This is a genomic window from Microlunatus soli, assembly GCF_900105385.1.
Classification (GTDB): Bacteria; Actinomycetota; Actinomycetes; order Propionibacteriales; family Propionibacteriaceae; genus Microlunatus; species Microlunatus soli.
The window spans coordinates 1,984,939-1,997,062 of the sequence record NZ_LT629772.1; the positions used below are offsets into that span (position 1 = coordinate 1,984,939).

Sequence of the window (12,124 nt, forward strand, 5' to 3'; positions counted from 1 at the left end):
GCATGCCCACTCGCTCAGACCTGCGCAACGTCGCAATCGTCGCGCACGTCGACCACGGCAAGACCACCCTGGTCGACGCCATGTTGTGGCAATCCGGTGCATTCCGCAGTGGCCAGGACGTCGCCACCCGGGTGATGGACTCGATGGACCTGGAGCGGGAGAAGGGCATCACCATCCTGGCCAAGAACACCGCGGTCCGGCACCAGATGTCCAACGGTGACGAGGTGACGATCAACATCATCGACACCCCCGGTCACGCCGACTTCGGCGGCGAGGTCGAACGCGGGTTGGAGATGGTCGACGGCGTCCTGCTGCTGGTGGACGCCTCCGAGGGCCCGCTGCCGCAGACCCGGTTCGTGTTGCGCAAGGCGCTGGCCAAGAAGCTGCCGATCGTGGTCGTGATCAACAAGGTCGATCGTCCGGATGCCCGGATCAGCGAGGTGATCGAGGAGACCAGCGAACTGTTCCTGGACCTGGCCGATGACGCCGATCTGGACATCCTGGACTTCCCGGTCGTCTACGCCTCGGCCAAGGCCGGGCGGGCATCGGTGAACCAGCCGGACGACGGTGGGATGCCGGACAGCGAGAACCTGCAGCCGCTGTTCGACGTGATCTTGGACAAGATCCCCGCCCCGACCTACATCGAGGGCGCCCCACTGCAGGCCCACGTCACCAACCTGGACTCCTCGCCGTACCTCGGCCGGCTGGCGCTCTGCCGGATCATCGCCGGTGAGCTGAAACGCAACCAGGCCGTCGCCTGGTGCAAGCGCGACGGCTCGATCAGCACCGTCAAGCTGTCGGAGATGCTGATCACCAAGAACCTCGATCGGGAGCCCGCCGAGACGGCCGGACCGGGCGACATCGTCGCCATCGCAGGGATCGAGGACATCACCATCGGCGAGACGCTGGCCGATCCGGAGGATCCGCAGCCGCTGCCGTTGATCATGGTCGACGAGCCGAGCATCTCGATGACCATCGGCATCAACACCGCCCCGCTGGCCGGCAAGTCCGGCAAGAACCTGACTGCCCGACTGGTCAAGGCGCGCCTGGACAGTGAACTGATCGGCAACGTGTCGATCAAGGTCAACCCGACCGAACGCCCCGACACCTGGGAGGTCCAGGGCCGCGGTGAGCTGCAGTTGGCCATCCTGGTCGAGACGATGCGCCGGGAGAGCTTCGAGCTGACCGTCGGCAAGCCGCAGGTGGTCACCAAGACCATCGACGGCAAGCTGCACGAGCCGGTCGAGCGGCTGACCATCGACGTCCCCGACGATTTCGTCGGCGTCGTCACCCAGCTGCTCGGACTGCGCAAGGGCCGGTTGGAGCAGATGATCAACCACGGTTCGGGTTGGGTGCGGATGGAGTACCTGGTGCCGGCCCGCGGACTGATCGGTTTCCGGACCGAGTTCCTCACCGAGACCCGCGGCACCGGCCTGATGCACCACGTGTTCGAGCGCGATGAGCCGTGGGCCGGCGACTTCCGGACCCGGCCGACCGGGTCACTGGTCGCCGACCGGGCCGGCCAGGTGACCGGCTATGCCTCGTTCAACCTGCAGGAACGCGGCACCCTGTTCGTCGGGCCGGGCACCGACGTCTACGAAGGCATGATCATCGGCGAGAACCCGCGCGCCGAGGACATGGACGTCAACATCACCAAGGAGAAGAAGCTCACCAACGTGCGCTCCTCCACCGGTGAGGAGCTGGAGCGGCTGGTGCCGCCGAAGCTGATGAACATGGAGCAGGCGCTGGAGTTCTGCCGGGAGGACGAGTGCATCGAGGTCACCCCCGATGCCGTCCGGATCCGCAAGGTGATCCTGAACGCCGGCGAACGCGCCCGGTCCCGTACCCGGATCGCCAAGCGCTGACCCGTCGCAACCACCGAAGGGGTCGGACCGTCGTCGGTCATCGCCCAACCACGACCTGACAACTCCGGGGCGCGACATCTGGAGCACCAGGCGTCACAGGGGTCTCGTGGCGATCGGTAGGTCACAGCACCGTGACCTAATCGTTGCCGTGCCGAGTCGCATTCGGACCCGCATTCGGGAGAGAGTTAGCATCGCCGATCGGATTCTGGCCGGCCCTGCGCACCTTCCCCCCTGGCGCTGGTTAGATACGTTCAGCATTCGTTTGAACCTATGAGGGGGGATACCACCGATGACTCGGTTGGCACCTGACACGTCGCAGGACGACGTTTCGATCGACGCCGATGGCGTCACCGTCGCGCACGACTCGACCCGGGCCCGGACCCGCAGCCCGCTGCGGACCGCTGGTCGGATCCTGGTCGGCGGCATGGTGGCGATCATGATGGCGCTCGGTCTGCTGGCCGCTACGGACGCTCCGGCGGCCCAGGCGAAGAGCACCTACATCACCACCAAGTACCAGGCTCCGCGCTACGGCCAGACCAACACCGCCGTCCGTAACCTGCAGCTCCGCCTCGCCGACGTCGACATGCTGAAGAGCAAGTACGTGACCTCCTACTTCGGTGACATCACCCAGGGGGCGGTGAAGGACTTCCGCGCATCGGTCGGATTGAAGCGCGGCAAGGGCAAGGTCACCAAGAAGATGTGGAAGAAGCTGGTCAAGAAGTCGGGCAAGGTCAAGGCCTCCGGCGGCTCCAAGGGCTCCAGCGGCAACTCGGCCAGCGGGATCGACAAGCGCTGCAAGGTGAGCGGTCGTGTCCTCTGCATCGACAAGACCCAGCGCAAGGTCCGGTACATGGTCAGCGGCAAGGTCATCAAGACCATGGACGCGCGGTTCGGCTGTTCCAACTCCCCGACCCGTGAGGGCAACTGGAAGATCTTCCGCAAGGTCCGCCACGACGTGTCCTACCAGTACAACTCCCCGATGCCGTTCTCGATGTACTTCAGCGGAGGCGAGGCTGTGCACTACTCCTCCGACTTCGCCGCTCGCGGCTACAACGGCTGCAGCCACGGCTGCGTCAACATCCGCGACAAGAAGACCTTGAAGTACGTCTACAACCGGATCCGCGTCGGCGACCGGGCGGTCGTCTACTGGAGCTGATCCAACAGCCGGCCGATAGGGCCCTGAGCTCGTCGAAGGGCTGGTACTCAATAGCTGAGGACCAGCCCTTCGACAGGCTCAGGGCCCTTGTGGGCCCCGGCGCAGTCAGTTCTTCTTCTGCTGGGCGACGAAGCGTTCGGCCCACGGTGGGATCGGCATGTTGCCGACGGCTTCCTTGCCCCGATCGGCCAACTCGTCGTAGCGGGTCTCGGCCGCGGTCAGGTAACTGCCTGCCTGACCGGGCAGGGAGAACAGCCGCTGGACGGTCTGCTGCGGCAGCGTCGGGACCTTCTCCTTCAGTTCGGTCCACCGACGCGCGGTCTCGGTGCGGTTCTCCGCGATCCGGACCCGGACCGTGCTGGCGATCAGGTCGGTGAGGCCGGCGGCTGCGTACAACGGTCGCAGACTCCGCTCGGACATGCTCGGTGCGGGCATCGTGATCTACTCCTTCGTTGCTGTTGGGGTGGCTTCGGTCGCTGCGGCGTTCTCCGCCACGAACGAGGTATAGACGTCGATCAACACCCGCTTCTGCCGTTCGTTGATCGCGTTGTCGGCGAGCACGGCCACCTCGACCGAGGTCGACTCGTGCTCCTCCGGATCGAGAATTCCGGCCCGGACGTACAGTTGCGCGGCCGAGATCCGCAGCGCCCGGGAGAGCTGCTGCAGCACCTCCGCCGACGGCTTCCGCAGACCGCGCTCGATCTGGGACAGATAGGGGTTGGAGACGCCCGCCTGATCGGCGAGCTGGCGCAGCGTCAGCCGGGCCGCCCGTCGTTGCGAGGCGATGAATTCACCCAGCGAACCGAACTGGTCCAGGCTGGGGGTCTTGATCCGTGCCATGCATCCATCGTGCTTGCAATTGCAAGCAGAATCAAGCAGACAGCTAGCACCCGCCCCTCATTCTTCCCTGACCGCCCGGGCACACCCTGCCCTTGTGCCCGGCGGCGTCCTGCGTCAGAGTGAGGCGCACCTGCAAGCAGTCCGACGTGACGATCATCGTAGATCCCGGCAACAGGAGCGCACGTGGCAGATAGCCAGACCATCACGACGTCCGATGATGCCGACCGGCCCGAGCTCAAACGTGTCCTCGGGCCGAAGTTGTTGCTGCTGTTCATCGTCGGCGACATCCTCGGGACCGGCATCTACGCCGTCACCGGAGACGTCGCCGCCGAGGTCGGCGGTGCGGTGTGGGCACCGTTCCTGGTCGCCTTCGCCGTCGCGATGCTGACCGCGTTCTCCTACCTGGAGCTGGTCACCAAGTATCCCCAGGCCGCCGGCGCAGCGCTCTACACGCACAAGGCGTTCGGCGTGCATTTCCTGACCTTCCTGGTCTGCTTCACGGTGATGTGTTCGGGGATCACCTCGGCCTCGACGGCGTCCCGGGCCTTTGCGGCCAACTTCGGCGCCATGATCAACGTGGTACGCGGCTGGATCGGAATGCCCGAGCTGGAAGTCAGCGACGGGGTGGTCACCTTCATGGCCCTGGCGTTCATCGCGCTGGTCCTGCTGATCAATCTGCGCGGCGTCGCGGAGAGCGTGTACGCCAACATCGTGCTGACCTGCGTCGAGTTGTCCGGCCTGCTGATCGTGATCTTCGTGGGCTTCTTCGCCTTCACCCAGGGCAAGGCGGACTTCTCCCGGGTGATCATGTTCGACACCGGCGAGGACAAGAGCGTCTTCCTGGCGATCACCGCGGGCACCTCACTGGCTTTCTTTGCGATGGTCGGCTTCGAGGATTCGGTGAACATGGCCGAGGAGACCAAGAATCCCGAACGGGTCTTCCCCAAGATCATGTTGACCGGCCTCGGGATCACCGGCGTGATCTACATCCTGGTCTCGATCTCCGCCGTCGCGATCGTCCCGCCGGGCAAGCTGGGCGAAGGTGACGCGCCGCTGCTCAACGTGGTCACCGCCGGCGCTCCGGGGCTGCCGGTCGATCAGATCTTCCCGTTGATCAGCATGTTCGCGGTCGCCAACTCGGCCTTGATCAATATGATGATGGCATCCCGGCTGCTGTACGGGATGGCGCACCAGAAGGTGCTGCCGCCGGTGTTGGGCAAGGTGCTGCCCGGCCGCCGGACGCCGTGGGTGGCGATCTTGTTCACGACGGCGTTGGCGATGGGGCTGATCACCTTCGTCGGCGAGATCAGCAATCTCGGTGGGACGACTGCACTGCTGCTGCTTGGCGTGTTCACGATCGCCAACATCTGCTGTCTGGTGCTCCGTCGGGATCCCAAGCCCCACAAGCATTTCCGGGCACCCACGGTGATCCCGATCATCGGCGCGCTGTGCTGTGCCTATCTGGTCGGGCCGTGGACCGGCCGGGACGTGGAGCAGTATCAGATCGCCGGCGTGCTGCTGGCGGTCGGCGTCGTGCTGTGGGCCCTCACCTGGTTCCTGAACCGAGCCCTCTACGCCCGCAAGACCTACCTCAAGGATCCGGAGGATCTCGAAGGGCCTCCCGCCTGACCCGAGCCGTGCTGGCTCGAGCGGCCCTGACCAGATCCGACCACCGCCGACGGTGGCTGGGACAGATCGGCGGGCGGGCTCTGCAGCAACCGCTGGATCGGCTTCAATGCGGTGCCGACGTCAACGAACCGGGTGCCGAGATCGCGGGCGGCTGCGATCACCCGGCTGCTGTTGAACATCATCCTGGCCAATTGCCGGGAGGTCTTCTGGGCAGCCTCCACCCGAGGACGTTGCACCCGCTCATAGTCGGCCAACGCCGCCGCGACCGTCGACCGCTCGGCCCGCTGCAACGCCGCTGCGAGGACACCGGCGGACTCCATCGCCATCCCCGCGCCGATACCGGCCGTCGGCATGAAACCGGCGGCGGCGTCGCCGAGCAGCGCCAGCCGGTTCCGCGTCCAACTCGGCGACCGGACGTCGTTCATCGCCCAACGGTAGGCGTCGGGAGTCTGCTCGACCGCAGTCAGCGCCCGCTCGGTCCGCGGGCTGACCTCGCGCAACCGTCGCCGGACCGAGTCGACGAACGCTTGCCGGCCGAGGTCGAGTTCGCGGTCCGGACCGCCGAGAAACACCCCGATCCGATCCAGCACCGGATAGCTGCCGAGGAAGAAACCCGTGCCCCACACCTCCTCGCCGAGGTCGGCGTCGGCGTCGGATTCGATCCACACGACCCATCCGGACCAGTCGGTCTCCGCACGGTCCAACGGTTGGCTGCCGACGACCAGGCCTCGCCCCTGCGAACCCATCCCGTCGGCCAGGATCAGCACGTCGAACGCGTACTCCCGCGGTGCGGCCGATTGCTGCCCAGAAATCGTCTCCCGCCATGCAGCCGGCGCCTGCCGAGAAGCCGCCGGCGCCGGGCGGCGGCGCTCCCGGCCGCCGCGCCAGGGCTCACCGAAACCGACCATGATCGGAGCGTCCGGCACGTCCTCGTCCCGGGTCGCGTGGATCGTCGTCCGGTGGGCGACTGGGCAGCCGTCGGTGCTGAGGGCGTCGATCAGGGACGCCCGGTCGATGCCGCGGTAGTCGCCGTACTGGTCCAGGACCGTGCCGATCGGGTCCAGTCTGGTCCGCCGGCCGTGCCGGTCTCGTAGCCCGTAGCGTTGCACCGGTGTGCTCGCCGTGCAATAGCGCTCGTGCACTCCCAGCCGGTCCAGCACCGGATCGACCATCGGCATCAGGGCGAGCATGTAGCCGGGGTCGGCGTCCGGTGCCGCGCGGTCGATCAGGACCGGGTGCCGGTGCTGTCTGCGGAGCAGTTGGGCGACGGTGATCCCGCCGATCCCGGCGCCGACGACCAAGATGCGCAGATCGTCGGACGACGCCTGCCGATATTGCTCCTCGACGCTCATCTCTGTCAGCATCCGCAAGCCACCTCCAGGTGTCTTCTCGGCCGAGTTTCGGTCTTTCCGATCAGACTAGCACCTGTTTGGACCAGCCGGTCCACAGCGGGTTGAATGATCAGCCCCGAGGAATCGCGGATGCTGAGCCTGGACTACTGTCTCCTGCATGGATCGACCGAGTCTTGGCAGGATGCCGACCGATCGGCGGCACGATCTGGTGCGCCGTGCAGCGGCCGAGTTCGCCGCCCAGGGCTACGAACAGGCCTCGCTGAACCGGATCATCGGCGACCTGAGGATGAGCAAGAGTTCCTTCTACTACGCCTTGAATTCCAAGGCCGATCTCTACGATCTGTGCGTCGCCGATCTCACCGCGGAAATCGCCGCGGCATCGTCATTTCCCACGCCGGCCCAATTCCGCGACTCATTCTGGGACACCGCGCACCGGATGATCGCCGACCTGGCCGTCGTCCTGCAGCGGGACCCGGCCTATCGCGACCTCGGCCGGATGCTGTATCTGCCGGATGCTCCGGTCCGGACGGCCGCGGACCCGGGTCCGTTGGCGGCCGTCCGGGGTTGGCTGACCGAGGTGCTGGCGGTCGGCCGGGCGGCCGGCACACTCCGGGCCGACCTACCGATCGACCTGCAGGCCGCGGCCACCCTGGCCCTGCTGGAGGCGTTCGACCGCTGGGGCGTCCAGCACCCGGCGTCCGCCGACGACGAGCGCGCCCTGCTGGCCGCGCAACTCGACGCCCTCCGACGCTTCCTCTGCTGACTCCTCAGGGTCGTCCGGAACGGGGCACCGACGCGGTGATCAGGCTGCCGTCCTCACGGCGGCCGCGGGTGGTGAACGCCTTCTCCGCATCGATCCGCGGTCCCTGACCGTCCAGCGGCACCGTGACGGCGGGCTCGCCGCAGCGGACGGTCACCGCGGTGCCGCGCACCGAGAAGCTGGCCTCGGTCCCGTTCTCCGCGACGAACTCGTATTGATCATGGGTGAGCACCGCCTTCACCCGGGTGCCGGCGAGGGTGAACCGGAAGGTCAGCGACGGCCATTCGTCGGGCAGCCGCGGATCGAAGGTGATCTTGCCGTTGTAGTCCCGCAGGCCACCGAAGCCGGAGACCAGCGCGGTCCAGACGCCCCCGGCATTGGCGACATGGACGCCGTCGCTGGCGTTGCCGTGCAGGTCGGCGAGGTCGACGAACAGCGCCTGGGTGAAGTAGTTCAGCGCCAGCTTGTGATAGCCGACCTCGGCGGCGATGATCGCCTGCACCACCCCGGACAGCGTCGAATCACCGGTGGTGATCGAGTCGTAGTACTCGAAGTCGGCCTTCTTCTCTTCCAGCGTGAAGTGATCACCCTGCAGGAACAGCGCCAACACCACGTCGGCCTGCTTCAGCACCTGGAACCGGTAGATCACCAACGGGTGGTAGTAGAGCAGCAACGGCCGACGGTCGTTGGGGGTGTTGGCCAGATCCCAGACCTCACGTTCGAGGAAGTGGGCGTCCTGCGGATGGATGCCGAGACCCTCGTCGTACGGGATGTGCATCGCCTCGGCGGCCGACGCCCACTCCTCGATCTCATCGGTCTCCAGCTTCAGCCGCAGGGCCAGCCGCTGATACTCCTGCGGTGCCCGCTCGGCGATCTCGGAGACCACCTCGGCCGCCTTGCGCAGGTTGTACCGAGCCATCACATTGGTGAACAGGTTGTCGTTGACGACGGTGGTGTATTCGTCCGGTCCGGTGACGCTGTGGATGTGGAAGGCGCCGTCGCCGTTCTCCCGCCAGAAGCCGAGGTCGGTCCACATCCGGGCGGTCTCGACCAGGATGTCGACGCCCTGTCGGTAGAGGAAGTCGTAGTCGCCGGTGGCGGCCACGTACTTCCACAGGGCATAGGAGATGTCGGCGTCGATGTGATACTGCGCGGTGCCGGCGGCGTAGTAGGCCGATGCCTCGTGGCCGTTGATCGTCCGCCACGGGAACAGTGCTCCGCGCTCGGCGAGGTCACCGGCCCGGACCCGCGCCGCATCCAGCAGGTTGTAGCGGAAGCGCATCGCACTGCGGGCCATCGACGGCGTGCTGTAGATCAGGAACGGCAGCACGTAGACCTCGGTGTCCCAGAAGTAGTGCCCGCCGTAGCCGCTGCCGGTGACGCCCTTGGCCGGGATCCCGGACTGTTCGGCCCGGCCGGCTGCCTGGGCCAGTTGGAAGAGATTCCACCGGACCGCCTGCTGCAGGCCGGGGTTGTCGGCGACCTCCACGTCGGACCGCTCCCAGAACGCGTCCAGCCAGGCCCGCTGATCGTCGTACTGCCGTTGCACTCCTTGATCACGGGTCCGGTCCAGCGTCCGTCGGCACCGATCGACCAGCTCACGGACCGGGACGCCGCGGGAGGTGTGGTACGACACCAGCTTGGTGATCTTGATCGGCACCCCAGGCTTGGCCTGGGCCCGGACGACCATCTTGCCCATGTCGTCCTCGGCGTCGATCAGCGCCTCGTACACGTTGTCGGTCTCGACCAGATGATCAACACCGACCGCCAGTGTCATCTCCGAATTGGTGCAACGATAACCGAGGATGATCCGGTCGTCGCCGTGCCAGTGGCTCTGCGGCTGCAGCACCCGGCTGTCGAAGGCTTCGGCCTTGCGCGGGTCCCAGCCCTCACCCATCGCAGCGGCCTTGACGTGATACTCGTCCTTGCCGTCCTGCCGGTTGAGGATCTGCGAGGAGACGACCACCGGGGCCGCCTCGTCCAGCATCGTGATCTCCATCTCCATCACCGCCAGATGCCTTTGGGTGAAGGAAACCATCCGACTCGACTTGACCCGCACCCGCTTGCCACCGGGCGTCCGCCAGCCGATCTCGCGGGTCAGCTTGCCGTTGCGGAAGTCCAGCGTGCGGTCGTAATCCTCAAGATCAGCAACGGACAGCAACATCGGTTCGTCGTCGACGTAGAGCTTCATCGTCTTGGTGTCCGGGACGTTGACGATGGTCTGCCCGACCCGGGCGAAGCCGAAGGCCTCCTCGGCATGCCGGATCGGCCAGGTCTCGTGGAACCCGTTGATGAAGGTGCCGTGGGTGTGGGTCTCCCGACCCTCCTCGACGTTGCCGCGCAGCCCGAGGTAGCCGTTGCCGACGGCGAACAGTGTCTCGGTGGTACCAAGATCATCGGCGCTGTAGGAGGCTTCGGTCAGCTTCCACTCGTCGACCGGGAATCGAAGTCGATCAAGATAGTCACGGGTCGGTTCCGGCTGATCCGGTGCGGCGCCGGGCCGGGCGTCACCGACGATCTCGGGGACGGTGGCGGCGAACTGATCGCCGACGGCCCCGCCGGGCAGGTCCCGGGCATCGGTGGTGTTGCTGTCCGGTCCGCTCGGTTCGATGAGCGTCTCAGGCGTTTCCATCGGTCACCAACTCTCCGAGATCGGATACCACCAGGCCGGCACCGGATCCGGTCAACCGGTCGGCACCGACGCCACGGTCGACGCCGACCACCAGCCCGAAATCCCCCGCCTTGCCGGCGGCGACCCCGGACAACGCGTCCTCCACCACCACCGCCTTGTCGACGGCGACGCCGAGATCCTCGGCCGCCGCGACGAACGTGTCCGGTGCCGGCTTGCCCGGCAACGATCGCTCGGCGGCGACCGCGCCGTCCACGATCACGGTGAACCGGTCGATCAGACCGGCAGCCTCCAGCACCGGCCGGGCGTTGCGCGAACTCGACACCACCGCGATCGCCTTGCCCTGCTCGAGCAGCTCGTCGACCAACCGCACCGACCCCGGGTAGGCCTGCACGCCGTCGGTCCGCAACACCTCGGCGAAGGCGTCGTTCTTGCGATTGCCCAGCCCGCACACCGTCTCGGTCTCCGGTGAGTCCTCCGGCGTACCCTCCGGCAACTCGATCGACCGGGACGCGAGAAAACTGCGGACGCCGTCATAGCGCGGCTTGCCGTCGACGTAGTCGAAGTAGTCGGAGTCTGTGTAGGGCTGCTGGTCGCCCCGCTCGGCCAGGAAGGCGGTGAACATCCGTTCCCAGGCGCGCATGTGCACCTCGGCGGTCGGGGTCAGCACGCCGTCCAGGTCGAACAGCACCGCGTCGTACGGGGTGAGCGCTCCGTGCGTTGTGGTCACGGCAGTCAGCCTAGGGGTTGGGTCGGTGAATCTTCGACCATCGGAGGCTGAACGGCGTCCACACGCCGCCGGACCGGTGTGCCAGGCTGACCGCATGCCCGATGACCTCCTGATCGCCCGGAACCCGGAGGAAGGTTCGTCGCTGCCCTATCTGATCCGGATCCCGATCGACGGCGGTCTGGTGCTCAAGGCCCGCGAAACCTGGCCGCGGACCTCCAAGGTCTACTGCCACCGCGCCACCGGCTGGCCGGACGACGCCGAGATCGTCGAACGACTGCCGATCCGGACGGTGAGCAAACGCGGCGCCGCCATCGATCTGGTCCTGACCCGACAGCGGGAGGCACGCTCGCAGTTCGTCCTGACCAGGGCTCGCGGTCGGGAGATGATCTTCTGGCAATCGGCCCGGACCGCCAAGCAGGCACGGCCGCAGGTGAGTCTGCCGACCGCCCGGGCACACGGTCAGGTGTTGCAGATCGTCGTCGACAGCGGCGAGAAGTATCCGTACAAGTTCAGCCATCAGCAGGCCGAGGTCCGCCGGCAACGACTGACGGTCGGTGACTACGCCGTGCTCGAGGACGACGAGATTGTCGGCACCGTCGAGCGGAAGACGGTCGCCGACCTCTCCGGCACCCTGCTCGGCGGCCGGATGGACTACCTGCTGGCCGATCTCGCTGCTCTTCCGTACGCCGCGGTCGTCGTCGAGGAGGGCTACAGCAAGGTCTTCAAGATCCCCGGCGGCCGCAGCACCTCGACCGCCGAGGCGCTCGCGGAGGCGCAGGCGCGGTTCCCCACGGTCCCGATCCTCTTCCTGGAGAACCGGTCACTGGCACAGGAATGGGTCTACCGATGGTTCGGCGCCTGCCTGACCGAGTGGCGCACCCGGCGGGCCAACACCGGGATCGGTGCCGACATCGCCACCGCCCCGGAGGCTGTCGCACAACTCGGACCGCGGCCGCCATCGGCCTCCGAACTGCGGGTCTGGGCGCGCGCCCGAGGCATCGAGGTCCCCGATCGTGGACGCATCCCGCATACGGTCCGGGACGCCTGGTTCGCCGCCCACGGCTGAGCCTGGATCCACCAATCTGCGGCGTCGCGAGCGGCACCAGTCGGGTGCATCGGCAAGTTGCCGTTGCGAGAGCGGTCTGGTTGACCGTTGAGCGGCG

General features: G+C 66.8%; 10 protein-coding genes. 5 read left to right on the top strand and 5 right to left on the bottom strand.

Annotated elements, in window-relative coordinates; genetic code table 11:
• Window positions 1-2: 2 nt before the first annotated feature.
• Window positions 3-1,865, top strand: coding sequence for a translational GTPase TypA (gene typA, locus BLU38_RS09260; RefSeq protein ID WP_091523353.1), 1,863 nt, complete (start codon window positions 3-5; stop codon window positions 1,863-1,865).
• A 289-nt stretch (window positions 1,866-2,154) separates the two neighbouring features.
• Window positions 2,155-3,021: a L,D-transpeptidase family protein gene (locus BLU38_RS09265; RefSeq protein ID WP_091523357.1), complete on the top strand. Its 867-nt coding sequence runs from the start codon at window positions 2,155-2,157 to the stop codon at window positions 3,019-3,021.
• A gap of 105 nt (window positions 3,022-3,126) precedes the next feature.
• On the opposite strand, the gene BLU38_RS09270 is transcribed toward BLU38_RS09265, so the two are convergent.
• Both BLU38_RS09270 and BLU38_RS09275 read right to left on the bottom strand, forming a co-directional pair.
• Window positions 3,127-3,456, bottom strand: coding sequence for a hypothetical protein (locus BLU38_RS09270; RefSeq protein ID WP_157683329.1), 330 nt, complete (start codon window positions 3,454-3,456; stop codon window positions 3,127-3,129).
• Between the two features lie 6 nt (window positions 3,457-3,462).
• Entirely contained in the window at window positions 3,463-3,861 is a 399-nt protein-coding gene (locus tag BLU38_RS09275; RefSeq protein ID WP_091523365.1) for a helix-turn-helix domain-containing protein, read from the bottom strand.
• Between the two features lie 183 nt (window positions 3,862-4,044).
• On the opposite strand from BLU38_RS09275, the gene BLU38_RS09280 reads away from it, so the two are divergent.
• Window positions 4,045-5,490, top strand: a complete 1,446-nt coding sequence (locus BLU38_RS09280; RefSeq protein WP_091523367.1) for an APC family permease — start codon at window positions 4,045-4,047, stop codon at window positions 5,488-5,490.
• Here the strand turns inward: BLU38_RS09280 and BLU38_RS09285 are convergent.
• Entirely contained in the window at window positions 5,448-6,854 is a 1,407-nt protein-coding gene (locus tag BLU38_RS09285; RefSeq protein ID WP_157683330.1) for an FAD-dependent oxidoreductase, read from the bottom strand. The two genes, BLU38_RS09280 and BLU38_RS09285, sit on opposite strands and share 43 nt — an antisense overlap.
• A 145-nt stretch (window positions 6,855-6,999) precedes the next feature.
• On the opposite strand from BLU38_RS09285, the gene BLU38_RS09290 reads away from it, so the two are divergent.
• On the top strand, window positions 7,000-7,605 hold the full coding sequence (locus BLU38_RS09290) for a TetR/AcrR family transcriptional regulator (protein ID WP_091523368.1): 606 nt from the start codon (window positions 7,000-7,002) through the stop codon (window positions 7,603-7,605).
• Window positions 7,606-7,609: 4 nt separating this feature from the next.
• On the opposite strand, the gene BLU38_RS09295 is transcribed toward BLU38_RS09290, so the two are convergent.
• Window positions 7,610-10,234, bottom strand: coding sequence for a glycoside hydrolase family 65 protein (locus BLU38_RS09295; RefSeq protein WP_091523370.1), 2,625 nt, complete (start codon window positions 10,232-10,234; stop codon window positions 7,610-7,612).
• Window positions 10,221-10,961, bottom strand: a complete 741-nt coding sequence (locus BLU38_RS09300) for an HAD family hydrolase (protein ID WP_231920251.1) — start codon at window positions 10,959-10,961, stop codon at window positions 10,221-10,223. The genes BLU38_RS09295 and BLU38_RS09300 overlap by 14 nt, the downstream gene beginning before the upstream one ends.
• Window positions 10,962-11,055: 94 nt before the next feature.
• Here BLU38_RS09300 and BLU38_RS09305 point away from each other — a divergent pair, with 94 nt between their 5' ends.
• Entirely contained in the window at window positions 11,056-12,027 is a 972-nt protein-coding gene (locus BLU38_RS09305; RefSeq protein WP_091523380.1) for an ERCC4 domain-containing protein, read from the top strand.
• Window positions 12,028-12,124: the final 97 nt, after the last annotated feature.

What these genes read in the sequence shown, in the direction of transcription:
- BLU38_RS09285 (WP_157683330.1), bottom strand. Translation starts at nt 6,854, where the DNA reads ATGCTGACAGAGATGAGCGTCGAGGAGCAATATCGGCAGGCGTCGTCC.
- BLU38_RS09295 (WP_091523370.1), bottom strand. Translation starts at nt 10,234, where the DNA reads ATGGAAACGCCTGAGACGCTCATCGAACCGAGCGGACCGGACAGCAAC.
- BLU38_RS09265 (WP_091523357.1), top strand. Translation starts at nt 2,155, where the DNA reads ATGACTCGGTTGGCACCTGACACGTCGCAGGACGACGTTTCGATCGAC.
- BLU38_RS09290 (WP_091523368.1), top strand. Translation starts at nt 7,000, where the DNA reads ATGGATCGACCGAGTCTTGGCAGGATGCCGACCGATCGGCGGCACGAT.
- typA (WP_091523353.1), top strand. Translation starts at nt 3, where the DNA reads ATGCCCACTCGCTCAGACCTGCGCAACGTCGCAATCGTCGCGCACGTC.
- BLU38_RS09305 (WP_091523380.1), top strand. Translation starts at nt 11,056, where the DNA reads ATGCCCGATGACCTCCTGATCGCCCGGAACCCGGAGGAAGGTTCGTCG.
- BLU38_RS09275 (WP_091523365.1), bottom strand. Translation starts at nt 3,861, where the DNA reads ATGGCACGGATCAAGACCCCCAGCCTGGACCAGTTCGGTTCGCTGGGT.
- BLU38_RS09270 (WP_157683329.1), bottom strand. Translation starts at nt 3,456, where the DNA reads ATGCCCGCACCGAGCATGTCCGAGCGGAGTCTGCGACCGTTGTACGCA.